The sequence below is a fragment of the Streptomyces sp. NPDC002787 genome (assembly GCF_053592095.1).
Genome location: NZ_JBSFVC010000022.1, coordinates 130,965 through 157,282 on the forward strand (window position 1 = coordinate 130,965; position 26,318 = coordinate 157,282).

Here is a 26,318-nt window from a genome sequence, read left to right on the forward strand (position 1 = left end):
TTTTTCGGACGCTTGCCTTCTTTTCTCGCAGGCTAGGGCGGCGACCGGAGGGTGGGCATGCTCCATGTGGGCGTTGTCGAGGGTTCGTCTTGTCCGCGTTGGACATGGAGGAACGAGGGCGCGGGTGTGCGCCCGGCCGCGTAATACGGTGAGCGCGGAGGTCCACCCGGCCGCGTAAACGGTGAACTCCCTTTGCGGGAGCGTTAGATTGGCTCGCTGATGGTGGACGGAACGGCTGGTCAGGGGGCAAGCGCGATGGACAGCGACGGAACGCGGGACGCGCGAGGCACGCATGCGAATCCCGTGCCGCGTCCGGCGGGGTCGCCGGAGATGCCGACGGCACCTCCTGTGCCGCCCAGGCCTGCGGGGGCCCCAGGCACGCCCCCGGGCGCCCCGGGGGTGCCGCCCCGGCCGGACGGGAACGCCTTCCTGTCCTGGCTGCGGACGCCGCGACCCGACGCGGCGCCCGGCGTGTGGCGCTTCGGGCACCGGCCGCGGCCGGAGGAGGAGCCCGAGACCGTCCCCGGCCGGCAGCTCCTCGCCGGCGCCCTGATCGCCTTCCTGGTCGGCTGGCTGATCTGGTCCCTGCTCTGGAACGGCTACCTCGGTGGCTGGTGGCTGGTGCCGCTCTACGCGATGATCCCGGACTCCTGGGCCCCCGCCCACTCGTACTCCGCGGTGGTCCTCAGTTATGCCTGGTACACGATCGTCGCCCTGGCGATCATGGTCGGCGTCGGGCGGCTCGGTCGCTGGGGCGAGGTCTGGCGGCGGTACGGGCCCCCGCGCTTCCGGCAGCGGCAGGAGCGGCAGGTGGTACCGCCGCCCCAGGACGACCCGGCCCAATGGAACCAGTTGCGCGAGGCCGGTGCCGGGGAAGCCGCTGATCGGCTTGTCGCTGAGGCGGGGGCCGGGCTCATGCGGGATGTGGATCATGCTCGGATCATGCGGGCGTGGCAGGGCGTGCGGAGCGGCCGGCACAGTCTGGCGACGTTCACCGGTGCCGTGCTGAAGGACGGCGCGGCCGCCTGTCTGCACCCCTCCGGTGAGCGGGACCTGCCGGCCCGGCTGGCCAGGCACGACATGGTCACCGGGCAGGTCCGGCTGGGCGGCACCGTCGACGACCCGCGCAACCCGTACGCCTACCGGGGCACGGGCCTCGCCCTGGGCCCCGAACTCCTCGGCACGTCCCTGCTGGCCGTCGGCCCCGCCGGATCGGGCAAGACCGGGAGTGTGGTCTGGCCCGTCGCCGAGTCGCTGTGTCTGCACGCGCTCGCCGGGCGGGCCGCCGTCGTCGTGGTCGGCGCCGCGGGCGCCGGTCTCGGCCCGGCCGACGCCTACGACGTCGTCGTACGGATCGGGAATCCGGAGTCCGTGTACGACCTCGATCTCTACGGCGGGACCACGGACCCCGACGAGGCGGCGGCCGTGCTCGCGGAGGCGCTCGTCGGTGATCTCGCCGACCCGCACCCGGGCGGCGACAGCCGGCGCTCCACCACGGTGCTCGCCCAGTTGCTCGGACCGTTCCGGGCCGTGCACGGACGGTTCCCGTCGGTGCCGCAGCTGCGGCAGTTGCTGGACGGCGCCCCCGGCCCGCTGGGCGAGCTGCGCAAGGGTCTCCAGGACGCCGGGCAGGAGTCGCTGCTGCGGGAGCTGGACGCGCGGGAGCGGCAGCTCGGGCACCCCGGGGACGTCGGCGGCGTCCTGGCCGACCGGGTCGCCCTCCTCGACCGGCCCGCGTTCGCCGGGTTCTTCGACACTTCCGGCCAGTCCCGCCCCTTCTCCCTCCGTGCCCTCGACCACCCCGTACGCGTCCGCATCGACCTCCCCGAACGCGGTCACGCCGACGCCTCGCGCATCCTGGCGCGGCTGGTGCTCGCGCAGTTCACCGCGAGCGTCGCCGTACGGGAGGACCGGTCGCTGTTCGCCTGCCTCGTGCTGGACGACGCCACGGGGGCCGTCACGCCGGAGGCCGTACGCGGCATCCAGCGGCTGCGCTCCGCCAACGCGGGCACGGTCCTCACCCTCCGGACCCTCGACGACGTGCCCCGGCCCCTGCGCGGGCCGCTCCTCGGCGCCACCGGCTGCCGGATGGCGCTGTCCGGGCTCACCCCGTGGGACGGGCAGGACTTCGCCGAGGTCTGGGGCAAGGAGTGGACCGAGGCACGGGACGTCACCGACCGGCAGATCATCGCCGACTCCCCGGCGGGCAAGGCCTGGCACGCACTGCGCCGGGTCATCACGGGGCACGCCCCCACCGCCCGGGCCGTGACGGTACGGCAGGTGGAGCGGGAGCGGTGGTCCGCGTCCGAACTGGCGCACGGCGTGCCGCCGGGCCACGCCGTGCTGTCCCTGACGAACGTACGGGGCGAGCACGCGCCGCCGCTGCTGGTGGATCTGCGGGGCTGAGCGGGGTGGCAGTGGGGCGGCTGCGGGGCGGTGCGGGTGCCGTTCGGTTTGAGCCATTCGGTGTGCGGTGCGTGGGACTTGTGATCGTACGGTGAGGCAGAATCGGGACAGGTCGTTCATACGTGACGGCCAAAAGACGGTGCCCACCCTTGTCCCTGACGTCGGCCTGAAGGTCCCATGCCCCCCACGCTCGCCTCGCTCGTCCACCATTCCGCGCTCAAGCTGACCGTGCGGGCGGGCGCGGACCGCCTGGACGTACCGGTGCGCTGGGCGCACGCCAGTGAGCTCGCCGATCCCGTGCCGTACATGGAGGGCGGCGAGCTGCTGCTGATCACCGCGCTGAAGCTGGACGCGGAGGATCCGGAGGCGATGCGGCGCTATGTACGGCGGCTGGTGGGAGCCGGGGTCGTCGGGCTCGGCTTCGCCGTCGGGCTGCACTACGAGGACGTCCCCCAGGCGCTCGTCGACGCGGCCGAGGAGGAGGGGCTGCCCCTCCTGGAAGTACCCCGGCGTACGCCCTTCCTCGCCATCAGCAAGGCGGTGTCGGCCGCCATCGCCGCCGAGCAGTACCAGGCGGTGACGGCGGGGTTCGCCGCGCAGCGGGAACTCACCAAACAGGCGCTGACCGGCGGGCCCGAAGGGCTGCTCGCCGCGCTCGCCTCGCAGGTCGACGGGTGGGCCGCCCTGTACGACGCGTCCGGCGCGGTCGTCGCGGTGGCGCCCGAGTGGGCGGAGCGGCGGGCCGGGCGGCTGACCGCCGACGTCGAACGGCTGCGGGACCGGCCCGCGCCGGCCAGCGCGGTCGTCGGCGGTGAGGACCGCGTCGAACTCCACTCCCTCGGCACCGGGCGCCGCGCCCGCGCCGCCCTGGCCGTCGGCACGGCGGGGGCTCCGGGCACCGCCGAGCGGTACGCCGTCCACGCCGCGATCTCCCTGCTGACCCTCACCACGGAACGGTCCCGCGCGCTCCACGCCGCCGAGCAGCGGATCGGTGCGGCCGTGCTGCGCATGCTGCTGGCCGGGGAGTGCGACCACGCACGCGCCGTCGCCGGTGACCTGTACGGGGGACTGCTGGACGCCCCCTTCCGCCTGATCCTCGCGGAGTCCGCCTCGGCTTCGGCGGCACGGGCGCGGGTGGAGGGGGCGGCGGCCGCGACGGGGGCCGGTGGGGTCGGGGGTGGCGCCGAGGGAGTGGGTGCGGCTGGGGCCGGGGGTGGGCAACGGGTTGGGGCAGAGGGTGTGGAAGCGGCCGGATCCGGGGCGGCCGGGATCGGCTCCGGGGCTGGGGTCGGATCCGGGGTTGGGGTGCAATCTGGGTCCGGGGTCAGGGCTGTGACCGCTGCCGCCTTGGCCGTCGCCGACCCCGACGGGGATCTGCTCGGGCAGCTTGTCGAGGTCGTGGAGGCCGCTGCCGCGCGGGCCGGGGAGGCCGTGCTCGTCGTTCCCGACGGGGAGCGGCTCGTGGTGCTCGCCGTGGACGGGGGTGCGGCGGTGGCCGCGTGCGGGGAGTTCGCGGTGGCGTTGGAGACCTCGCGGGCGGCCGGGCGGGACTCGGTGGCGGGTGGCCCGGTGTCCGCCGCTGCCTCCGTCGAGGAGGAGGAACTCGTCGTCGGGCTGTCCGCGCCCGCCGGGCCCATCGCGGCCGCGGCCGCGTACAAGCAGGCCGAGCAGGCGCTGTCCGTGGCCCGGCGGCGCGGGCGGTGCCTCGTCGAGCACGAGGAGTTGGCCGCCGGGTCCGTGCTGCCGCTCCTCGGTGACGACGCGGTGCGTGCCTTCGCCGACAGCCTGCTGCGGCCACTCTGTGAGCACGACGCGACCGGGCGGGGGGATCTTGTCGCCTCGTTGCGGGCGTGGTTGTCGAGGCATGGGCAGTGGGATGCGGCCGCCGCGGATCTGGGGGTGCACCGGCATACGTTGCGGTACCGGATGCGGCGGGTGGAGGAGATCCTGGGGCGTTCCTTGGACGATGCCGATGTGCGGATGGAGTTGTGGCTGGCGTTGAAGGCCACGGCCGCGGCGGGGGAGTAGGGCGTGTTTCTCGCCCCCGCCGCCCCTACCCGTCCCAGCCCCAGGGGCTGCCGCCCCTTCGACCCCGCTCGGCGGTTGTTCGGGCGCGGGCGGGTGGGGGCTTGTCGCGCAGTTCCCCGCGCCCCTGGAAAGGCAGGGCTGCGCCCCTGCCTTTCCATCGGCCCGCGACCGCGTCTGACATCTCGGCCCGCGTCCACGTGTGACCTGTGGCCCGTGTGACCTGTGGCCCGCGGCGGTCACGCCACGCCAGCCACTCCGCCAATCCGTAGCAAGCCTCGGTAGTACTCGTACGTGCCGGACAAACGACCGTCCGCCGTCCCGGCCCTACCGTGGAGCCGGAAGCTGATGTGTACCCACCGAAGGGCCGGGATCGACTATGACCGCCACTCATGCCTTCTGGCTCGCCGGCCGCCAGGCCACCGGTGAGACCACGTTCGATGTGACGTCGCCCTGGGACGGCCGCCTCGTCGGCAGGGTGAGCGTGCCGACGGACGGGCAGGTCGAGGAGGCCGTGGCCGCCGCGTACGCCGTGCGGGACGAGTTCGCCGCGACCCCGGCGCACGTGCGGGCCGCCGCGCTGGACCACGTCAGCAGGCGCCTCGTCGAGCGGACCGAGGAGATCGCGCAGCTGATCTCGGCCGAGAACGGCAAGCCGGTCAAGTGGGCGCGCGGCGAGGTCGGCCGGGCGGTGTCCGTGTTCCGGTTCGCCGCCGAGGAGGCCCGGCGGTTCAACGGCGGCGAGGCCCAGCGGCTCGACACCGACCTGGGCGGACAGGGGCGGCTCGCCCTCACCCGCCGCTTCCCCAAGGGCGTCGTCCTCGGTATCGCGCCCTTCAACTTCCCGCTCAACCTCTGCGCCCACAAGATCGCCCCGGCGATCGCCGCCGGTGTGCCGATCATCCTGAAGCCCGCCCCGGCCACGCCCCTCTCCGGTCTGATCATCGGCGAACTCCTCGCGGAGGCCGAGGCCGCCCTCCCCGCCGGTGCCTGGAGCATCCTCCCCGTCGCCAACGACCGCATGCCCGCCCTCGTCCAGGACGAGCGGCTGCCCGTGATCTCCTTCACCGGGTCCGAGAAGGTCGGCTACGCGATCATGGACTCGGTCCCGCGCAAGCACTGCACGCTGGAACTGGGCGGCAACGGCGCGGCGGTCGTGCTCGCCGACTACGCGAGCGACGAGGACCTCGACTGGGCCGCGACCCGTATCGCGACCTTCTCGAACTACCAGGGCGGCCAGTCCTGCATCTCCGTGCAGCGAGTGATCGCGGACGCGTCCGTGTACGAGCGGCTGCTGCCGCGCCTCGTGGCCGCGGTCGAGGCGCAGGTGACCGGTGACCCGTCCGACGGTGCCACCGACGTGGGACCGCTGGTCAGCGAGGACGCCGCCCAGCGCGTCGAGGCGTGGGTCCAGGAAGCGGTCGACGCCGGCGCCGTCCTGCTCACCGGTGGCAAGCGCGACGGTGCCTCGTACGCGCCGACCGTCCTCACCGACGTACCCGCCGACGTGACCCTCTCCCGCGAGGAGGTCTTCGGCCCCGTCCTCACCGTGACGAAGGTGGACGGCGAGGCCGAGGCCTTCGCCGCCGTCAACGACTCCAAGTACGGCCTCCAGGCGGGCGTCTTCACCCACGACCTGCGGACCGCCTTCCGCGCCCACCGCGCGCTCGAGGTCGGCGGCGTGGTCGTCGGCGACGTGCCGTCCTACCGCGCCGACCAGATGCCGTACGGCGGCGTGAAGCAATCCGGCGTCGGGCGGGAGGGCGTGCGCTTCGCCATGGACGACTACACCTACGAGCGGGTGATGGTGCTGACGGGGCTTCAGCTCTGAGGGCGACCGAAAGGGCTGAACCGCCTTTCTGAGCATTCCCGCACGACCCCTAGCTCGTGACAATCATTTTCATGTAGTCTGGGGTCAGATCCCGGGATGAAGGGGCCCGGCACCGATGCCTTCCGGTGCCGGGCCCCTTCTGTTGTGCCGGCCTGCTTCCGGACCCTCAACCGGAGAAGCCGACGTGCGCCAGCCGCAGCGGGCCGCGCAGTGTGAGGTGGACGTCGTGAACGCCGGTGGCCTCGACGCCGGTGCGGAGGGTGGTGTAGGCGTACGGGTCGCCGGTGGGGCGGTCCAGCGTCAGAGTCGCGAGGACCGGACCGCCGACCAGCGAGAACTCCACGGAGCCCGCCCCGGACACCTCCACCTCGACCTCGGTGACGCCCGGTCCGAAGTCGCACCCCTGGAAGAGCAGTTCACCGGAGCCACCGCCCGTCGGCGTCACCGCGTCGCCCGACACCTTCGTGCGGTCGACGATCTCCGTGCCGCGCTGTTCGTCGAAGTCCGCCGCGTTCAGGCCGTGGGTGAGGACCGGGCGCGGGGCGACCGGCTCGCCCTCGACGGCGACCGTCGTACGGAGGCGGATGTCCTCGCTCGACGCGCCGACCAGCAGCTCGTACGCGCCCGGCTCCAGGTGCCAGGTGCCGTGCGCCACGTCCCAGAACTCCAGGACCGAGAGCGGGAGCCGGAACGTCAGCTCCGTCGAGGCGCCGGGAGCGAGGGTGACGCGCCGGTGGGCGACGAGTTCGCGGCGCGGGCGCGGGACCGAGGGTTCCTCGGCGCGGACGTAGAGCTGGGCGACCTCGTCGGCGGTCACCGCGCCCGTGTTGGTGACCGTGCAGGAGACCGTCAGCTCGCCGTCCGCCACACGGGCGTTGAGGTTTCCGTACGCGAACTCCGCGTACGACAGGCCGTGGCCGAACGGGAACAGCGGGGTGCCCTCGAAGTAGAGGTACGTCTGGCGGGCGCCGATCACGTCGTAGTCGAGGAGGTCGGGGAGGTCCGCGTCGGCGGCGTACCAGGTCTGCGGGAGGCGGCCGGCGGGGGAGACGTCGCCGGCGAGGACGCGGGCCAGGGCGGTGCCCGCGGCCTGGCCGCCGTGCGCGGTCCACAGGACGGCGGGCAGGTCGGTGGGGTCGAGCGCGTACGGGTAGGCCGAGACCAGGACCAGCGCGGTGTTCGGGTTGGCGGCGCGGGCCGCGCGCAGCAGGCGCTCCTGGTGGGCGGGGAGCGCGAGGGTCGGGCGGTCCTCGGTCTCGCGGCCGTTGATGTGCGGGTCGTTGCCCGCGACCACGATCACCGCGTCGGCCTCGGCCGCGACCCTGGTCACGGCCTCCTCACCGGGCTGGGTCACCATGAGCGCGAAGACTTCCGCATTCGCTTCGTTCTCGTCGGCAACTTTCACGCCGTCGGCGCCGACAGTGACGTACCGGCCTGTCCCTGTGTGCTTGAGGAGGTGACCGTTCCCGTGGGATGCGGAGGGCTCCAGGCGGAACGTCTCCTGGACGATCCAGCCGCCCGGCTGGTCGGCGGAGGCCCGCAGGTATCCGTCGTCGGCGACCGAGAGGTAGCGGCCGTCCGGCGCGCGGAAGGTGAGCACGCCCTCGCCCCAGTCGATGAGGGCGAACTCGGTGCCGTCCGTGTCCGTGGTGAGCGGCGGCAAGTCGGTGCGGCCGGCGAGGAGCGCCGGGTCGAGCGCGCCCTCCGCGCCGCGCACCTCGTCGGCGGCGCCGTCCGCCTCGGGTACGGACAGATACGCCCCGGTGGACAGCGCCTTGAGGCGCACGCGGTCCACGCCCTCCGCGAAGGTCACGCGATCGGCGCCGAAGCGGTCGTACAGGCCTTCGAGCGGGGTCGAGCGGTGGATGAGGGTGCCGCTGTACCAGTCGAGCTTGCACTCGTCGGCGAGCAGACCGACGACGGCGATTCGGGCGTCGGCCGCGAGCGGCAGCAGGCCGCTCGCGTTCTTCAGCAGGACGATCGCCTGCTCGGCGGCCTCCTGGGCGAGGGCGCGGTGGGCCGGGGTGTCGAAGTCCTTGGTGCCGGTGTACGGGTCGGTCCCGGGGTCGAATTCGCCGAGGCGGATGCGGACGGAGAGCTGGCGGCGGACCGCCTCGTCGATGTCGTCGGCGGTCAGCAGGCCTTCGGCCAGGGCCCCCTGGATTCGTCCGATCATCGTCGAACTCTCCGTGCCGTGGTCGGTGAAGCTGTCGACGCCGGCGCGCAGCGAGGCGGCGGTCGCCTCCTCGTGGGTGTCGAAGTAGTGCTCGGAGTCGACGAGGTTCGACGGCGCGCCCGCGTCCGAGCAGACCAGCAGATGCTCGTCGGTCCAGGTGCGCAGATGCTCGGCCAGGTAGGGCGAGACGTGGTTGGGGCGGCCGTTGACCAGGTTGTACGCGGGCATCACCCCGGCCACCGCGCCCGCCTCGACCGTCTCGCGGAAGGCGCGCAGGTCGTACTCGTGCAGGACGCGGGGGCGGACGGAGGAGGACGTGATCGAGCGGTCGGTCTCGTTGTTGTGCGCCAGCCAGTGCTTGAGCACCGGGGCCGTCCGCCAGTACGTCGGGTGGTCGCCGCGCAGACCCCGGGTGTACGCGGTCGCGATCGCCGAGGTCAGCCTCGGGTCCTCGGAGTAGCCCTCCTCGTTGCGGCCCCACAGGGGGTGGCGCAGCAGGTTGACCGTGGGGGCCCAGACGTTGAGGCCGATACGGTCGTCGCGGGCGCGCATCGCGCGGACCTCGGTGGACACGGCCTCGCCGACGCGGCGGACGAGGTCCTCGTTCCAGGTCGCGCCGAGACCCACGGCCTGCGGGAACACCGTCGCCGGGCCCATCCAGGCCACGCCGTGCAGAGCCTCCTGGCCGGTGCGGAAGGCGGCCACCCCGAGCCGGTCGACGGCGGGCGCGAACTGGTGCAGGAACGCGATCCTCTCGTCCAGGGTGAGCCGCTGGAGCAGATCGTCGATGCGCTTCGCGAGCGGCAGCTGCGGATCGCGGAAAGGCGGCGGGGGCGGCGTCTGTGCGGTCACGTGGGGTTCCCTTTGCGGTGGAGCGGCGAGGGTGCTTTCGAAGCGCTTCGATGCTCATTCGACGGTGGGGCGGGTGTCAAGAGACCAAGGCGCAACAGATCCGTTTCCTCACCGTCATATCGGCCGCCATTTCAGGGGTCGGAAGGGATTGTTCCGGTCGTCCGCGCCTCTGGGGAATCTTGGAATCGACCCTTGTGCACCCCCGGTCGTTCACTTAACCTCGCAGCAACATCGAAGCGCTTCGACTGCGGAGGGAAACGCTTCGCGTGCTCACCTCCCTCCGCTGCTCGAGGGTTCACCGCTTCAGCACAGCCAGTTCCACTCAAGACACCGCAGCCGACGGCCACCGCCGGGTGTCCTGGTGTGCGCCATGAAGGGTTGACGCAATGACGCCGAACTCCGCCACCTCCGCCGCGCCCAGCCGGAGAAGCTTCCTCGCCTCCACGGCGGTCGCCGCCGCCGTAGTGGCGGGGGGCGTGCCGCTGCTGTCCGCCTGCGGCGGCTCGCAGGAAGGCCGCAAGGAGGGCGCGACGTCGGGCAAGGACGCGCAGAAGATCCTTCCGACGTTCGTCGCGTCGAACGTCGTGGCGCCCGACATCCCGGCGAAGAACGGTGCGCCGGCGGGTTTCACCAAGGCGATCGCGACGGCCGACCTGAAGACCTCGGTCCCGAAACAGCTCGGCAGCGGCGGCAGGCTGAAGGTCATGTCCCCGTTCTGGGGGACACCGCCGAAGGGCGACAACCCGTACTACACGGCGATGAACGAGGCCGTCGGCGTCGAGGTCACCTGGCAGAACCAGGACGGTGTCACCTACGACCAGAAGCTCGGCGCGGTCCTCGCCTCCAGCGACATCCCCGAAGTGGTGGTCGTGCCCGGCTGGAACCTGATGGGCAAGATACCGAGCGCCATCAACGCCAAGTTCGCCGACCTCGGCCCGTACCTCTCCGGCGACAAGGTCAAGGACTACCCGAACCTCGCGGCCGTCCCCACCGAGGCCTGGCAGCGCGGCATCTTCGGCGGCCAGCTGCGCGCGATCCCGTTCCCCGCGCCCTACGTCACCGACATCGCGCCCATGTACCGCAGGGACATCTTCAAGGCGAAGGGGTACACCGTCCCGACCAGCCCCGACGAGTTCCTGTCCTGGGCGAAGGAGGCCACCGATGCCAAGGCGAAGGTGTGGGCCTGCGACGACATGAAGTGGTCGGCGTTCAACTTCTACGGTGTCTTCCCCGGCAGCGACAAGGCGCTGTGGTGGAACATGGTCGACGGCAAGCTGGTCAACCGCATCGAGACCGAGGAGTACCTGGAAGCGCTGGAGTGGACGCGCAAGCTCTACGCGGCGAACGTGGTCCACCCGGACGCGGTCTCCGGCAAGGCGGGCGGCGACGCCAGGAACCGGTTCACGGCCGGTCAGTCCCTGGTCTTCAACGGGAACATCTCCGGCTGGTGGGGCTCGGTCTCCGAACAGGCCACCCAGAACAGCGACTTCGACATGGCCGCGTTCGACATCTTCGGCCCCGACGGCGGTGACCCCACGCTGTGGGCGGTCCAGCCCGCCAACATCTTCACCTTCATCAGCAAGAAGGCGACCGCGCAGCAGATCAAGGACTTCCTCGCCCTCTGCAACTACTGCGCCGCGCCCTATGGCACCAAGGAGTTCATGCTCACCGCCTACGGCGTCGAGGGCACGGACTACGAGACCAAGAAGGGCCTGCCGGTCAAGACCACCCAGGGCGTCAACGAGGTCAACGGCGCCTACGACTACACCGGCAACCCCGCCCCGTACGTCGCCTACCCCGACTTCCCCGAGGTCACCAAGGGCATCGTCGAGTGGCAGCAGCGCATGGGCGCCTTCACCAAGAAGACCTCCTTCTTCGGGCTGACCGTCACCGAACCGAACCGCTGGGCCAACCTCGCCGACAGCTTCGAGCAGTTGGAGGACGACGTCGTGCGCGGCCGCAAGAAGATCAGCGACGTCCAGCAGGCGGTGTCCGACTGGAAGAGCAAGGGCGGCGACGGCCTGCGCGACTGGTACAAGAAGCTGCTCGACGACACCGGTTCGGCGAACTGATCCGGGGCCGAGGCAAGGAGAAGGCCGTGTCCCACAGCACGGTGCCCCGGTCCAGAGCCGAGGCGAAGACCCCCGAGAAGACCCCGGGGGAGTCCGGCGACTCCACCGGGTCCCCGCCCCGCGACACACGCGGGGGCAAGCGGGCGGGCAGACTGAGCCTCCGTCTGAGATTCCGGCGTGACCGCACGCTGATCCTGATGACGCTGCCGGCGGTCCTGCTGGTCCTGGTCTTCAACTACATACCGATCCTCGGCAATGTGGTCGCCTTCCAGGACTACGACCCCTACCTCAGCGAGAACGGCTTCGTCGCCATCTTCCAGAGCCCCTGGGTCGGCTTCGAACAGTTCGAGAGGATCTTCGCGGACTCGGCCTTCTGGCACGCGGTGCAGAACACCTTCGTGCTCTTCTTCCTCCAGCTCGTCCTGTTCTTCCCCATCCCGATCCTGCTCGCGCTGCTCATCAACAGCATCGTCAGGCCCCGGATCCGGGCGGTCGCCCAGGCGATCATGTACCTCCCGCACTTCTTCTCCTGGGTCCTCGTCGTCACCGTGTTCATGCAGATCTTCGGTGGGGCGGGCGTCATCGCACAGACGCTCCGCCAGCACGGCTACGACGGATTCGACCTGATGACCAACCCGGAGATCTTCAAGTACCTGGTCACGGTCGAGATGATCTGGAAGGACGCCGGCTGGGGCATCATCGTCTTCCTCGCCGCGCTCTCCTCCGTCTCCCACGACCTCTACGAGGCCGCCGCGATGGACGGCGCCGGCCGCTGGCGGCGCATGTGGCACATCACCCTGCCCGCGCTGCGTCCGGTGATCGCCCTGCTGCTGGTCCTGCGCGTCGGTGACGCCCTGACCGTCGGCTTCGAACAACTGCTGCTCCAACGGCAGGCGGTGGGCGTCGACGCCTCCGATGTCCTCGACACCTATGTGTGGTGGAACGGCATCCGCAACCAGGACTTCAGCTACGCCGCCGCCGCGGGACTCATCAAGGGCGTGGTCGGCCTCGCACTGGTCCTGACCGCCAACAAGGTCGCCCATCTCATGGGTGAGCAGGGGGTGTACAAGAAATGAGCGCACTCGTCGACAAGGCGGCCAAGACGGCCGAGCCGGTCCGTCAGCCGGTGGCGAAGAAGCCGAGCCGCTGGGCCGCTCCGCCCCGCCCGGTGTGGGAGGAGGAACCCGCCAAGGCGGGACTCGCGGGCAAGGGCATCGCCCTGGGCTTCGCCTGCTTCGCGATCCTCTTCCCCCTCTGGATCGTCATCGTCACCAGCCTCCAGACGAAGAAGACCATCGACGAGGCGGGCGGCCTGGTGGTCGTCCCCAGGGGCATCACCTTCATCGCCTACAAGGAACTCCTCAGCGGTGGCCAGGTCCAGACGGCCGCACTGGTGAGCGTCGGCGTCACTGTCGTCGGCACCCTGTTCAGCATGACCGTGTCGGTCCTGTGCGCCTACGGCCTGTCCCGCGTCGGCTCACTCGGCCACCGCTGGATCCTGATGACGCTGCTCGCCACGATGTTCTTCGGCGCCGGCCTCATCCCGACCTATCTGCTGGTCCAGGCCCTCGGCCTCACCGACACCTACCTCGCGCTGATCCTCCCCAGCGCCGTGAGCGTCTTCAACATCCTGGTCCTGCGCTCGTTCTTCATGGGCATCTCGCCGGAACTCATCGACAGCGCCCGCATCGACGGCGCGGGCGACTGGCGCATCCTGTGGAAGATCGTGATGCCGCTCTCCCGAGCCGTCCTCGCGGTCATCGCCCTCTTCTACGCGGTCGGTTACTGGAGCGCCTGGTTCAACGCCTCCATCTACCTCACCGACCAGGACATGATGCCGCTGCAGAACGTCATGATCCAGCTCGTCCAGAAACAGGAACGCCCGGTCGGTCTCTCCGCCCAGATCAACACCGGCCAACTCTCCCCGCTGGCCATCCAGATGGCGGTCATGGTCATGGCTCTGCTTCCCGTCGCCGTCCTCTCCCCCTTCGTCCAGAAGCACTTCAAGAAGGGCATGCTCACCGGCGCGGTCAAAGGCTGAACGGGGCGCCTAATAGCTCGGGGGTTCGGGTGCGTTGGCGGGTGCGGGTGGTTCGTGGTTGCTCGCGCAGTTCCCCGCGCCCCTGAGCGGCATGGGTCGCGCCCGGGGCTTTTGAGGGGCGCGGGGAACTGCGCGACCAGCCACCCACTACCTGCACCCGCCAACAAACCGTACCGATCGAGCTATCAGGCGCCCGAACACAATCCTCCCGCACGCACAGACGAGGTATGTCATGCCCACGCCCCAGCCGAGCCGCCGCTCCATACTCGCCGGAACCGCAGCCGCCGCCACTTTCATGGCAGTGCCTTCGCTGGGAACCCCGGCCCATGCGGCAGAACCCCAAGCCGCCGAGGCCGCCGCAGGCTACCGCTGGCGAAACGCGGTGATCGGCGGCACCGGCTTCATCACCGGAGTCCTGTTCCACCCGGCGAGGCGCGGCCTCGCCTACGCCCGCACCGACATCGGCGGCGCCTACCGCTGGGACGACCGCAAGGCCCGCTGGACCCCGCTCACCGACCACCTCGGCTGGGACGACTGGAACCTCCTCGGCGTGGAGGCCATCGCCATCGACCCCGCCCACCCGAACCGCCTGTACCTCGCCCTCGGCACCTACGCCCAGTCCTGGGCCGGCAACGGCGCGATCCTCCGCTCCGACGACCGGGGCGCCACCTGGACCCGTACCGACCTCACCGTGAAGCTCGGAGCCAACGAGGACGGCCGGGGCGCGGGCGAGCGTCTGCTCGTCGACCCGCGCGACAGCGACACCCTGTGGCTGGGCACGCGACACGACGGACTGCTCAGGTCCACCGACCGGGGCGCCACCTGGGCGGCGGCCACCGGCTTCCCGGCGACCCCCAGCGGCTCCGGCCAGGGCGTCGTGTTCCTCGTCGCCGCCGGCCGTACCCTCTACGCCGGCTGGGGCGACGCCGACGGTACCTCCGCCACGGCCAACCTCTACCGGACCGGCGACGGCGCCACCTGGGAGGCGGTCCCGGCGCAGCCCACGGGCACCTCCGCCAAGGTCCCGATCCGCGCCGCGTACGACAAGCACACCCGCGAGCTGTACGTGACGTACGCCAACGCCCCCGGCCCCAACGGCCAGTCCGACGGCAGTGTGCACAAGCTCCGCACCACCACCGGCAAGTGGACCGACGTGACCCCGGTGAAGCCCGGCGGCACCGCGGCCGACGGTGGCGCCGACACCTTCGGCTACGGCGGGGTCGACGTCGACGCCCGCCGCCCCGGCACCCTCGTCGTCTCCACCAACAACCGCTGGGCCGACATCGACACCGTGTACCGGTCCACCAACGGCGGCCGTACCTGGACGTCCCTCAAGGACTCCGCTGTCTTCGACGTATCCGAGACTCCTTACCTCAAGTGGGGTGCCGACAAGCCGAAGTTCGGCTGGTGGATCCAGGCGCTCGCCCTCGACCCGTACGACTCGAAGCACCTCGTGTACGGCACCGGTGCGACCCTCTACGGCACCCGGGACCTGAAGCACTGGGCGCCGCAGATCCGGGGGCTGGAGGAGACGTCCGTGCGCCAGCTGATCTCGCCTCCGGTCGGGAAGGCGCACCTGATCAGCGGCCTCGGGGACATCGGCACGATGTACCACGAGCGGCTCACGGCGTCCCCGTCGCGCGGCATGGCGTCGAACCCCGTGTTCGGGTCGGCGACGGGACTCGCGCAGGCCTCGACGAAGCCGTCGTACGTGGTCCGCACCGGCTGGGGCGACCACGGCAACGGCGCCTACTCGCGCGACGGCGGGCAGACCTGGGCGCCCTTCGAGGCCCAGCCCGACATCGCCAAGAACGCACCGGGGCCGATCGCCACCAACACCGACGGCAGCGTGCTGCTGTGGTCCTTCGTGCACTGGGACGGCACCAAGTACGCAGCCCACCGCTCCGCCGACAACGGCGCGACCTGGACCGAGATCTCCTCCTTCCCGAAGGGCGCCACGCCGGTCGCCGACCCGGCCGACCCGACGCTCTTCTACGCATACGACACCGACACAGGAACGCTATACGCCAGCACTGACAGTGGCCGTTCCTTCACGGTGCGTGCGACCGGCCTGCCCGAGGGCGACAGCCAGTTCAAGCTGGTCGCGGCCCCGGGACGCACCGGTGACCTGTGGCTGAGCGTGAAGTGGAACGGGGTGTACCGGTCCACCGACGGCGGCGCGAGCTTCTCCAAGGTCGACAGCTGCCGGGCCTCGTACACCCTCGGCTTCGGCAAGGCGGCCGACGGCGCCGACTACCCGGCGATCTACCAGGTCGGCTCCACGGAGACCATCACCGCCGTCTACCGCTCCGACGACGGCGCGAGGACCTGGACCCGCATCAACGACGACGCCCACCAGTGGGGCTGGACCGGCGAGGTCGTCATCGGCGACCCGCGCGTGTACGGCCGCGTGTACCTGGCGACGAACGGGCGGGGCATCCAGTACGGGGAGCCGGTCTGATGCCGGAGGCGACGCGGCCGGATCCGAAGGACGCCACCCGGCTCCGCCCCGGTCTGAACGACGCCACTCGGCCCCGACCCGGTCTGAACGACGCCACCCGGCCCCGACCCGGCCTGAACGACGCCACCCGCGGCCGCGTCCTCTTCGGCGGGGACTACAACCCCGAGCAGTGGCCCGAGGAGGTGTGGCACGACGACGTCCGGCTCATGAAGGAGGCAAGCGTCAACTCCGTCACCCTCGGAGTCTTCTCCTGGGCCAAGCTCGAACCCCGCCCAGGAGCGAGGGAGTTCGGCTGGCTGGACACGCTGATGGACCTGATGCACGACAACGGCATCGGCGTCGTCCTCGCCACCCCCACGTCGTCCCCGCCGCCGTGGATGGGCCGCCTCCACCCCGAGACCCTCCCGCGCGACGAGAACGGGCAGGTCGAGTGGTGGGGCTCCCGCCAGCACTTCTCGCACTCCAGCGACACCTACCGCCGTTACGCCGCCGCCATCACCGAGGACCTCGCCGCCCGCTACGGCACCCACCCGGCCCTCACGATGTGGCACATCAACAACGAGTACTGCACCTACGACTGGGGCGACGAGGCGGCGGCCACCTTCCGCGACTGGCTCCGGAAGAAGTACGGCACCCTCGACGCGCTCAACGAGGCCTGGGGCACGGCCTTCTGGAGCCAGGGCTACGACGGCTGGCACGAGATCCTCCCGCCGCGCCGCGCGCACTACATGAAGAACCCCACCCATGTGCTCGACTTCAAACGCTTCACGAGCGACATGCTCCTGGAGTGCTACGTCATCGAGCGCGACATCGTCCGCCGGCACACCCCGCACATCCCGGTGACGACCAACTTCATGCCGATGTGGGTGGGCCAGGACGCGTGGCGGTGGGCCGAGGAGGAGGACGTCGTCTCGGTCGACATCTACCCGGACCCCCGCGACCCGTTCGGCGCCCAGAACGGCGCCCTGGTCCAGGACATGACCCGCTCACAGGCGGGCGGCGGCCCCTGGATGCTCATGGAACAGGCCGCCGGACCCGTCAACTGGCGCGGCGTCAACCATCCCAAGCCCCGCGGCCTCAACCGCCTGTGGTCCCTCCAGGCCGTCGCCCGGGGAGCGGACGCCGTCTGCTACTTCCAGTGGCGGCAGTCCCGGCAGGGCGCGGAGAAGTTCCACTCCGGCATGGTCAGTCACGCGGGCGAACAAGGGCGCACCTACCAGGAGGTCAAGCAGCTTGGCGCCGAACTCACCGCTGTCGGCGCCGAGGTGGCGGGACGTCATGTCGAGGCCGACGTGGCCGTGCTCTTCGACTGGAACTCCTGGTGGGCCGGCGCCCAGGACGGCCGGCTGTCGTCGGAGGTCGACCTCCCCCAGGTCGTACGTTCCTGGCACCGCGCCCTCTGGGAGTCGCATCTCACGACCGCCTTCGCCCACCCCGAGCACGACCTCTCCGCGTACCGGCTCGTCGTCGTACCGCAGCTCTACCTGGTCACCGACACCGCCGTCGAGAACCTGCTCGCGTACGTCCGCGACGGCGGCACCCTGGTCAGCGGCTTCCACACCGGTATCGCCGACGAGGACGACCGCGTACGCCCCGGCGGCATGGACGCGCGGCTCCGCGATCTGTTCGGCATCCGCACCCTGCACGAGTGGTGGCCGCTGGACCCGGGGGAGGAGGTCGAGTGCGACGGCTACCGCGGGGCCTTCCGGGGGACGCTGTGGTCCGAGGAGATCGAGGCGGCGGACCCGGACGAGGTCATCCCCTACAAGGGCGGTGAACTCGACGGCCTCCCGGCGGTGTTGCGGAAGGGTCGCGCCTGGTACGTCTCCACACTCCCCGAACCCGCCGAACTGCGCGCCCTGCTGACGCGGGTCGCCGCCGACGCCGGGGTACGGCCGGTGCTCGACGGGCTGCCCGACGGGGTGGAGGCGGTACGCCGGGGCGAGGTGCTCTTCGTGCTCAACCACGGCCGCGACGAGGTCACGGTCGACGTGCCGGGCACTCACCACGACCTGCTGACCGGGGCGACCGTCACCGGATCGCTGGTGCTCGGCCGGTACGGCGTGGCGGTGCTGACATCATGACCGCGACCACGCGCGACACGACCCCGCACACATGGCGGCACGGCACTTGGGAACCGGCCCCCGCCGCCCGCTGGGAGGACGCCTTCCTGAGCGGCAACGGCCGACACGGCGCCATGGTGTTCGGCGATCCGAACGACGACCGCGTCATCGTCAACCACCACACCCTCGTACGTCCCAACGGTGGCGAGACCGCCAGGCCGCCGCGCCTCGCCCACGAACTGGCCTCGCTCCAGGACCGGTTGCTCGCCGGGGACCTGACCGCCGCCGAAAAGTTCACGGACGGGCGGGAGCTGCAGTGGGTGCAGCCCTTCCATCCCGCGTTCCAGGTGCGGCTGAGGCGGGCGGACGGGGATGGGGGCGGGCGCGGTTATCGCCGCTCGGTCGACTTCACCACCGGCGTCGTCGAGGCGGCCTGCGAGGGCTGGCACAGCCGCGTCTTCGTCTCGCGCGCCGACGACGTGATCGTCCAGTACGTCACGGGCCCCCGGCTCACCCTGGACATCGACCTCGACCACCGGCTGCCGGGCGCGCCCACCGATCTGGGGATCGGCCACGGCGCGGTCCTCACCCCCGAGGGCGCGTCGCTGAGCCTGCGCGCCCGCTACCCGGGGAGCGACCGCGCGTACACCGGCACCACGCTCGTCGTCGTCACCGGCGGCCGTACGACCCTCACCCCGCCCGGCGTACGGGTGGAACGGGCCGAGGCCGTGCTGCTCCTCACCCGGGTGCGGCGGCACACGGGCGAGCTGGACGCGGTGACCGAACGGCAGGGGCTGCGGGAGCTGGTGCCCGAGCAGGAGCCCTCCCACCATCCCTCCCACCGCCCCTACCACCACCTCCTGGAACGTCACCTCGACCTCCATCGGACCGCGTACACCCGGGCCTCCCTCACCCTCGACACCGACGACACCGAACGCTCCCTCCCCGGCTCCGAACTCCTCCGCCGCCCCCACAGCCCCGCCCTCCTCGAACGCCTCTTCGCCGCCGGCCGCTACCACCTCCTCTCCTCCAGCGGCCTGCTCCCGCCCCGCCTCGTCGGCCTGTGGACCGGCGACTGGAACACGGCCTGGGCGGGGGCGTTCACCAACGACGCCAACCTCAACCTGCAGACGTCCTCGGCCGCGGCGGCCGCCCTGCCCGAGGTCACGCAGGCGCACGCCTCCCTGATCCACGGTCAGCTCGCCGACTGGCGGGACAACGCGCGGGCGATCTTCGGCGCCCGGGGTGTCGTCGCCCCGCCCCACTCCGACGGTGAGACCGGGCTGACGTACCACTTCAGCCGCGAGTACCCGCTGCACCTGTGGACGGCGGGAGCCGACTGGCTGCTGAAGCCGCTCGTCGACCACGACGAGACCCGAGGTGAACGCGACCCGCGCACCGCCTCCGCCCTCGCCGAAGTCGCCGTGTTCTACGAGGACTTCCTCACCCGCACCGACGCAGACGGGAACGTCGTCGTCGTTCCGTCCTACTCGCCCGAGAACCGTCCCGCGAACGCGAGCTGGGGCGCCATCAACGCGGCCATGGACCTGTCGGCCGCCCGGCACGCCCTGCTCACCGCCGCCGAGTACCACGCCGACCAGCCCGAGCGGGCGGACCGCTGGCGGGCACTCGCCGACCGGCTCCCGCCCCATCGCGTCAACGCCGACGGCGCGCTCGCCGAGTGGGCCTGGCCAGGCCTCGACGACACCTACGACCACCGCCACCTGAGCCATCTCTACGGCGTCTGGCCCCTGGACGAGATCAACCCCTACGACACCCCGGACCTCGCCACCGCCGCCCACCGCGCCCTCGAACTGAGGGGCGCCGAGAACGACTCGGCCCACGGCCATCTCCACCACGCCCTCGTCGCGGCCCGGCTGCGCGACGGCGACCGGGTCGCGCACGCCCTCGGTCAGGTCCTCGGCGGGGACTTCTTCCACGCCTCCCTGATGAGCGCGCACTACCCGAAGCGCGACGTCTACAACGCGGACGCCGCGCACACCCTGCCCGCCGTGCTGACCGAGATGCTCGCGCAGTCGACACCGGACCGCCTGGTGCTGCTGCCCGCGCTCCCGGCGGCCTGCCCGGCGGGCCGTCTGCGAGGCGTCCGCACGAGGTTCGGGGCCGAACTCGACCTCACCTGGAGCCCGCGGGAAGCGACCGCGGTGATCCGCCCCACCCGGACCTGCCGCGTAGAACTCCGGACTTCCTCCGGCGCCGAGCCGTTCACCACGCTCGACCTCGTCGCCGGAGAAGACCGCGTCCTCACCCTGGGGCCGCGGTAGCTCCCCCCGCAGTTCCCCCCACCCATGGAAGGAACACACCCCATGGCAACACGCACCCGCACCGGGACCGTCAGTCGTCCCCGCACCCGCACCCTGGGCCGGATCGGCAAGGCCCTGCTCGCCCCGGCGCTCGCGCTCGGCGCCACCGTCGGCCTCGCCTCCGCCCCCGCCTCGGCCGCCGTCTGGAACTCCTGCGACCGTTGGGGCAACACCAGCCTGAACGGCTACACCCTCTACAACAACATCTGGGGCTCCGGCTTCGGCAGCCAGTGCATCTGGGCCAACTCCGGCACCAACTGGGGCGTTTGGGCCAACCACCCCAACACCGGCGGCATCAAGTCGTACCCCAACTCCAAGAAGGTGATCAACAAGACGATCACCTCGCTCGGCTCGCTCAACAGCAGCTACAACGTCACGGTCCCGTCCTCGGGCGCGTACAACACCTCGTACGACGTCTGGGACACGGACTACGACTACGAGATCATGCTCTGGGTCAACTACAACGGTGACGTCGGCGCGCTCGGCAGCTACCAGGGCAACGTGACGCTCGGCGGCCACAACTGGAACGTCTACAAGGGCCGGGTCACCCGGGAAGACGGCACGTACTGGGACGTCTTCTCGTTCCTGCGCACGTCGGACTCCACCTCCGGCACGGTCCAGATCCTCCCCGTCCTGAAGTGGATCAAGGACACGAAGGGCTGGATGGGCAACGAGACCATCGGCGACGTGCAGTTCGGCTTCGAGGTCACCTCCTCGTCCGGCGGCCTGGACTTCGTCACCAACAACCTGACCGTCAGCAGCAGCTGACGGTCGACGGCCGCTGAGCCGTACGTAGGCCCGAGCCGGCGCCGTACCCCCACGCGGCACCGGCTCGGGTCGTCCTCGTCTGTGGCCCTGTGCGTCTAGCTCTCCGGCGTCAGACGGATCAGCAGCACACCGGGAGCGCGCGGTACCGACACCCGTAGTTCGCCGGCGGCCGGGTCCCAGACCGCCGCCGAGTCCGCGTACGCGGCGGACGGGTGCAGGATCTCCGCGCGGACGGGACCGCTCCGGCCCCTCAAGTGCCCTACGGAGAGCCCCACTTCGGACCCGCCGCCGCGTCGCCACACCGAGAGGTACGACGGCCCGTGTGCGCCCGGGACCCGCAGACCCAGCGCCAGCCACTCGTCCGTCCACCCCGCCAGGCCGAGCGGCCAGAAGGGTACGGCCCGTGCGAGGTCCCCCCGGATGACCTTGTACGTTCCCAACGCATCACGCACCAGTTCGAGTTGACGCTCGGACATGCGGTTCAGGTGGCCCGAGAGATGGATGCGGCCGAGGAGCGCCCCGCCGAGGGTGAAGGTGATCAGGTCGTCGTCGTGGTCGGGCTGCGGGTAGGCCCAGACGGCGCCCTGCTCGGGCGGTACCGCCGTGGGCGCGGACGCGGCGATCGAGGGGTAGCGCAGGGGGTCCTGCTGGTCGCTGGTGGACTGGAGTTGGGAGACGGCCAGGGTGGCGCCGTCCATGCGCATGCCGCCGGAGGCGCAGTTCTCGACGACCAGGTGCGGGTAGCGGTCCAGTACGGCGGACAGCCAGTCCAGGTAGGCGTGGGCGTGGCCCAGGAGGCCGGCGCCGGGGGAGAGGTCGCCGGGCGCGGTGGTGCCGGGGTCGACCACGATGTTGTAGTCGAGCTTGAGGTAGCCCACGCCCCAGTCGCCGACGAGGCGGTCCACGGTCTTGTCGAGGTGAGCACGGGCGGCCGGGTGACGCAGGTCGAGGTGATGGCGGCCCTGTTCGGTCAGCCGTACGCCGTCGCGCTGGAAGAAGGCCTCCGGCGGGAGTTCGGCCGCGACCGGGCTGCGTACGCCCACGACCTCCGGCTCCAGCCACAGCCCGGGCACCATGCCGCGTTCCCGGATCCGGCCCAGGACGGCCCGGATGCCGTCATCGACCTGTCCGCCGCCGGCTCGACCGCTGTCGTTGACCTCACGGTTGTCGTCGGTCTGACCGTTGTCGTCGGCCTGACCTCCGGCGTGGTCGCCGGCACCGTCATGGTCGCCGCCGGTGGCCTCACCGCTGGGGCCCGTTTGATCGCGGGTGGCGGCCTGATCAGCCCGGTCGGTCCGAGCAGTCCGGTCTGCCCGATCAGTCCGATCAGTCCGGTCGGTCCGATCGGTCCGGTCCGCCTCGTCGCCCGTACCGCCGACCCCGCCGGGGAAGCGGCGCCGCGACGGCAGCCACTCGCCCACGCCGTCCCACCAGCCGCCGTCCACCGAGTCGTCGTACCAGCCGGAGTCGATACAGAAGTACTCGGCGCCGACGCTCGCCGCCGCGTCGATCAGCGGCAGCAGCTTCTCCGTCGTCGGGTCGCCCATCAGGGTGTTCATGTAGTCGTTGAAGACGACGGGCAGCCCCTCGTGGTCCGGGTGAGGGCGGCGGACGGCCCGGCGGTACGCGGTCAGCGCCCCCAGCGCCTCGTCCAGCGCCGAGCCGTGGCCGGCCCCGGCGGCTGTCCCGAGCGCCAGCGCCGCCGGCACCGTCGTGAACTCCTCGCCCGGAGCCAGCCGCACCCGCCACTGGTGCTCGGCGTCGGTCGGGCCGTTCACGGCCAGGTACGTGCCGTGTGCGCGTTCCCCCAGGTCCCAGCGCCAGCCGACCGGCGACTCCACCTGCCAGACCCACGCCCGGCCCCGGCCCCGACCCCGGCCCTGGCCCTGGCCCTGGCCCTCACCACTGTCCCCACCCCGCTCCGTGAGCGCCCCCATCGCCAGATGCCCGTCGGTGGGCCAACTCCCGCGCCCCGTCACCCCGAGCGCCGCCCGGCTGTCGTGCTGGTGGGCGTCCACACTGATGTCGGCGACCGCCGCCCGCAGCGGCTCGGCACACCAACGGCACTCCGCGAGCCAGTCGTTGCGCGCCCGGTGCACATCGAGGACGTCGGGGGAGGGGAGCCCGCCGAGGAGGAGGCTGCTGACGGACTGGACGACGACGGGGTCCGCGCCGTCGTTGCGCAGCCGCACCCGGGAGCGGAGCACGGACACACCGCCGGGCGAGGACAGCTCGGCGAAGGCCGTCAACCCCGTGGCCGGGTCATGGAGTTCGACGGTCAGCCGCTCCCAGCCGCCGTCACTGTCACCGCGGTGCCCCCGGTAGGCGAGCCTCGCGCCGAGGGCCGTGCCAGTGAAGCGCGGCCCGGACCATCCGCTGCCGTGCCCGAACGCGGTCAACTCGACGAGGGGGAGGGCCGTTTCGGGGTCGACGGTGTCACCGGAGGGGCCGAGCCGGATCAGCCGCAGTGTTCCGTCCGCGGCCGTCGCGAACGCGGTCTCGACCGCCGGGTGCCCCCAAGTGAAGGTGCCGTCCCCCGCAGGGTTGGTGCCGGTGCCGGCACCAGCACCGATGCCGCCGTCCGTCAGGTCGCTTCCGCCGAAGTCGCTCGCGCCGGAGTCCAAGGTCGCTTCCCCTCCTGAGCCGTCCCGTCCAAGCCATCGACCACGCCTCGACCACGCGAGGGGGCACGCCATCGACCACGGCCCCCCGACCACGTCCTCGATCCGTCCTCGACCGCACCGTCGTCCGGCCGTCGTCCGCCGGCGGAGGCGCCCGTGTGAATCGTCGTCGGAGGCGCCCGCGTGAATCCGTCGTTACGTTCTCTTGACGCCCCTCGTGTGACCGGTCACAATCCTGGCATGAATGTGACCGGTCACACAAGGCGCCCGGCAAGCATCCGGGACGTCGCGACCGCCGCCGGGGTCTCGTACCAGACCGTCTCCCGGGTGATCAACGGTCACCCCAGCGTCAAGCAGACGACGCGCCAACGGGTGCTGGCGGCCATCGAGGAGCTGGGGTTCCGGCGGAACGCCACCGCGCTCGCGCTGGCCAGCGGACGCACCCGGGCCGTGACCGTGCTCACCGCGAACACCACGCACTACGGCTACGCCTCGATCCTCCAGGGCATCGAGGAGGCGGCGCGGGCGGCGTCGTACGCGGTCGGGATCGGTGTCCTCGAATCGGCGGAGGAGGCCGCTGTCACCGCCGAGGTGCAGCGGGCGGCGGACGCGGGCGGCGGGCTGATCGTGATCGCCTACGATCCGGCCGGTGTCGCGGCGCTCGGGGCCGTTCCCGCCGAACTCCCGGTCGTCGGCGTCGTCGAGACCCCGGCGGCCCCGCCGGAAGGCGACCGCCCCTGGGTGTGGACCGACGACCGCGAGGCCGCCTACGAGGTCACCCGCCACCTCCTCTCTCTCGGCCACGAGACCGTGCACTACGTCGCCATCCCCTCCAGCACCCGGCGCACCAGCGCCCGTACCACCGGCTGGCGGCAGGCGCTCAAGGAGGCCGGAGCGCCCGAACCCCGTGCCGTGCAGGGGAGTTGGGGTCCAGCGGGCGGTCACGCGGCGGGGCTCAGGCTCGCGCGGGACCCTGCCGTCACCGCCGTCCTGTGCGGCAACGACGACCTCGCGCTCGGTGTGCTCCGCGCCCTGCACGAGTCCGGCAGGTCCGTGCCCGGTGAGGTGAGCGTCGCCGGGTTCGACGACGCCCCGCACTCCGCCTATCTGACCCCGTCCCTGACGACCGTACGCCTGGACTTCACCGGCCTCGGGCGGGCCGCGTTCGCCCTGCTGCACGGGGTGGTCGAGGAGTCCGCGCAGATCGCCCCGCACCCCGTCTCGGTGCCCGAACTGGTGGTGCGGGAGAGCGCGGGGCCACCGCCCGCCCAGGTCTGAACTCCCGCACCAGCACAAGCTGTTCCGCATCCTGCCCTGCCCTGAACCACCTGTTCTCGAAAGGCACGCGATGAAGACAAGAGCTCTCCCGACGCTGGCCCTCATCTGCGCCCTCGGCCTGGCCGCCACCGCGTGCAGCGACCCCACGGCGACCGGGGACTCGGGCACGGGTACGCAGACGGCCGTCGACCCCACCGCCCGCCTCGACGGTGTGAAACTGACGATGTGGACCGCGCAGAACACGGTCAACGCGCCCAAGCAGGTCATCGACGCCTTCGAGAAGGCGACCGGCGCCCAGGTGGAGACCCAGGCGGTCCCCGACCTCTACGAGCAGAACGTGCCGACCAAGCTGGCCTCCGGCGACCGCCCCGACCTGATGTTCTGGCAGCCGTCCATCTCCACGCTCCCCTTCGTCCAGCCGCAGCAGAACCTCCTCACCCTCGACGGCGAGGAGTGGGTCTCCAAGCTGGGCGACACCGAGAAGTCGCTGGGGGTCATCGACGGCAAGCGGTACGCGGCGATCGTCACCAGCCCCGCCATGCTCGGCGTCTACTACAACAAGGACGTCTTCGAGAAGGCCGGACTGAGCGAGAAGGACTTCCCGAAGTCGTACGACGAACTCCTCGCCCTCGGCCACAAGGTCACCGACAAGACGGACGCGGCCGCCTTCTACGAGGCCGGCGGCGACAAGTGGCCCCTCCAGTGGCAGATGCAGGTGCAGCTCACCGACCTCGACAAGCAGTGGTGGGCCGACCTGAACGAGAACAAGGAGAAGTGGACCGACCCGGTCGTCGTCGGCGCGATCAAGAAGTACAAGGAGAAGCTGCTCGACGCCGGGCTCGCCCAGAAGAACTACAGGACCGGCACCTTCACCGGGCAGGCCGACGCCCTGTGGAAGGGCGAGGCCGGCATGGTCCTCAACGTCACCTCCTTCCAGAGCCAGTTGCAGGCCAAGTACTCCACCGCGGAGATCGACGAGAGGATCGGCTGGTTCCCGATCGCCAACTCCGCCGCCACCGGCCTGTACTCACCCGACCAGACCAACGGCGTCGTCGCCTTCAAGACCGGTGACGAGAAACGGCAGAACGCGGCCCGCCAGTTCCTCGCCTTCTGGCTCGGCCCCGACTACGCGGACTACATCAAGACGATGAAGATCCCGTCCGTACAGCCGTCCGTGCCCACCCCGGACGGGCTGCCGCAGACGTCGACGGCCCAGGTCGACGCCCTGCCCACGGCCATCGGCGTCTTCCAGGCCAAGGCGATCGTCGCCCCCGACACCCACCTCTACCTCGCCGACATGCTCTACGACAAGAAGAGCCCGCAGCAGGTCGCCCAGGCCATCCAGGACCAGTTCGCGCAGGTGGCGAAGGCCCAGGGCGCGCCCGGTTTCTGACCGGAGG

At 71.4% G+C, this 26,318-nt stretch carries 14 protein-coding genes; 12 read left to right on the forward strand and 2 right to left on the reverse strand.

What is annotated here, in order from left to right; translation table 11 throughout:
• Positions 1-255 precede the first annotated feature (255 nt).
• The 3 genes from ACWD26_RS28905 to ACWD26_RS28915 all read left to right on the forward strand — a co-directional run bounded on the left by ACWD26_RS28905 (position 256) and on the right by ACWD26_RS28915 (position 6,262).
• Positions 256-2,406: an ATP-binding protein gene (locus ACWD26_RS28905; RefSeq protein ID WP_451274869.1), complete on the forward strand. Its 2,151-nt coding sequence runs from the start codon at positions 256-258 to the stop codon at positions 2,404-2,406.
• A 177-nt stretch (positions 2,407-2,583) separates the two neighbouring features.
• Positions 2,584-4,434: a PucR family transcriptional regulator gene (locus ACWD26_RS28910; RefSeq protein ID WP_451274870.1), complete on the forward strand. Its 1,851-nt coding sequence runs from the start codon at positions 2,584-2,586 to the stop codon at positions 4,432-4,434.
• A gap of 376 nt (positions 4,435-4,810) precedes the next feature.
• Positions 4,811-6,262, forward strand: a complete 1,452-nt coding sequence (locus ACWD26_RS28915) for an aldehyde dehydrogenase family protein (protein ID WP_451274871.1) — start codon at positions 4,811-4,813, stop codon at positions 6,260-6,262.
• A gap of 166 nt (positions 6,263-6,428) precedes the next feature.
• Here the strand turns inward: ACWD26_RS28915 and ACWD26_RS28920 are convergent, their stop codons facing one another.
• A complete protein-coding gene (locus ACWD26_RS28920; protein ID WP_451274872.1) occupies positions 6,429-9,290 on the reverse strand; it encodes a glycoside hydrolase family 3 C-terminal domain-containing protein in 2,862 nt (953 codons plus the stop codon).
• A gap of 386 nt (positions 9,291-9,676) precedes the next feature.
• Here ACWD26_RS28920 and ACWD26_RS28925 point away from each other — a divergent pair, with 386 nt between their 5' ends.
• From ACWD26_RS28925 to ACWD26_RS28955, 7 genes are all read left to right on the forward strand, one after another.
• A complete protein-coding gene (locus tag ACWD26_RS28925) occupies positions 9,677-11,362 on the forward strand; it encodes an extracellular solute-binding protein (protein ID WP_451274873.1) in 1,686 nt (561 codons plus the stop codon).
• Positions 11,363-11,388: 26 nt separating this feature from the next.
• Entirely contained in the window at positions 11,389-12,438 is a 1,050-nt protein-coding gene (locus tag ACWD26_RS28930) for an ABC transporter permease (RefSeq protein ID WP_451274874.1), read from the forward strand.
• On the forward strand, positions 12,435-13,403 hold the full coding sequence (locus ACWD26_RS28935) for a carbohydrate ABC transporter permease (protein WP_451274875.1): 969 nt from the start codon (positions 12,435-12,437) through the stop codon (positions 13,401-13,403). Before ACWD26_RS28930 ends, ACWD26_RS28935 begins: the two co-directional genes overlap by 4 nt.
• A 232-nt stretch (positions 13,404-13,635) precedes the next feature.
• Positions 13,636-15,864: a 1,4-beta-glucanase gene (locus ACWD26_RS28940; RefSeq protein WP_451274876.1), complete on the forward strand. Its 2,229-nt coding sequence runs from the start codon at positions 13,636-13,638 to the stop codon at positions 15,862-15,864.
• Positions 15,864-17,948 (forward strand): beta-galactosidase, encoded by a 2,085-nt coding sequence (locus ACWD26_RS28945; RefSeq protein ID WP_451274877.1) that lies wholly within the window; start codon positions 15,864-15,866, stop codon positions 17,946-17,948. Before ACWD26_RS28940 ends, ACWD26_RS28945 begins: the two co-directional genes overlap by 1 nt.
• A complete protein-coding gene (locus tag ACWD26_RS28950; RefSeq protein WP_451274878.1) occupies positions 17,945-20,212 on the forward strand; it encodes a glycosyl hydrolase family 95 catalytic domain-containing protein in 2,268 nt (755 codons plus the stop codon). Before ACWD26_RS28945 ends, ACWD26_RS28950 begins: the two co-directional genes overlap by 4 nt.
• 42 nt (positions 20,213-20,254) lie before the next feature.
• Entirely contained in the window at positions 20,255-21,019 is a 765-nt protein-coding gene (locus tag ACWD26_RS28955) for a glycoside hydrolase family 12 protein (RefSeq protein ID WP_451274879.1), read from the forward strand.
• A 95-nt stretch (positions 21,020-21,114) separates the two neighbouring features.
• Here ACWD26_RS28955 and ACWD26_RS28960 read toward each other — a convergent pair whose 3' ends face one another.
• Positions 21,115-23,643 carry a glycoside hydrolase family 36 protein gene (locus ACWD26_RS28960; protein WP_451274880.1) on the reverse strand — a complete coding sequence of 843 codons (2,529 nt, stop codon included), beginning with the start codon at positions 23,641-23,643 and terminating at the stop codon, positions 21,115-21,117.
• Positions 23,644-23,880: 237 nt separating this feature from the next.
• Between ACWD26_RS28960 and ACWD26_RS28965 the strand changes: the two genes are divergently transcribed.
• Complete coding sequence (locus ACWD26_RS28965) at positions 23,881-24,918, forward strand: LacI family DNA-binding transcriptional regulator (RefSeq protein ID WP_451274881.1); 1,038 nt, start codon at positions 23,881-23,883, stop codon at positions 24,916-24,918.
• Positions 24,919-24,988: 70 nt separating this feature from the next.
• Entirely contained in the window at positions 24,989-26,311 is a 1,323-nt protein-coding gene (locus ACWD26_RS28970) for an ABC transporter substrate-binding protein (protein WP_451274882.1), read from the forward strand.
• The last annotated feature ends 7 nt before the right edge of the window (positions 26,312-26,318 follow it).

Bases quoted from the DNA above. Each gene is read 5' to 3' on its own strand.
- ACWD26_RS28905 (WP_451274869.1), top strand. From the start codon at position 256: ATGGACAGCGACGGAACGCGGGACGCGCGAGGCACGCATGCGAATCCC.
- ACWD26_RS28910 (WP_451274870.1), top strand. From the start codon at position 2,584: ATGCCCCCCACGCTCGCCTCGCTCGTCCACCATTCCGCGCTCAAGCTG.
- ACWD26_RS28915 (WP_451274871.1), top strand. From the start codon at position 4,811: ATGACCGCCACTCATGCCTTCTGGCTCGCCGGCCGCCAGGCCACCGGT.
- ACWD26_RS28925 (WP_451274873.1), top strand. From the start codon at position 9,677: ATGACGCCGAACTCCGCCACCTCCGCCGCGCCCAGCCGGAGAAGCTTC.
- ACWD26_RS28935 (WP_451274875.1), top strand. From the start codon at position 12,435: ATGAGCGCACTCGTCGACAAGGCGGCCAAGACGGCCGAGCCGGTCCGT.
- ACWD26_RS28940 (WP_451274876.1), top strand. From the start codon at position 13,636: ATGCCCACGCCCCAGCCGAGCCGCCGCTCCATACTCGCCGGAACCGCA.
- ACWD26_RS28945 (WP_451274877.1), top strand. From the start codon at position 15,864: ATGCCGGAGGCGACGCGGCCGGATCCGAAGGACGCCACCCGGCTCCGC.
- ACWD26_RS28950 (WP_451274878.1), top strand. From the start codon at position 17,945: ATGACCGCGACCACGCGCGACACGACCCCGCACACATGGCGGCACGGC.
- ACWD26_RS28955 (WP_451274879.1), top strand. From the start codon at position 20,255: ATGGCAACACGCACCCGCACCGGGACCGTCAGTCGTCCCCGCACCCGC.
- ACWD26_RS28965 (WP_451274881.1), top strand. From the start codon at position 23,881: ATGAATGTGACCGGTCACACAAGGCGCCCGGCAAGCATCCGGGACGTC.
- ACWD26_RS28970 (WP_451274882.1), top strand. From the start codon at position 24,989: ATGAAGACAAGAGCTCTCCCGACGCTGGCCCTCATCTGCGCCCTCGGC.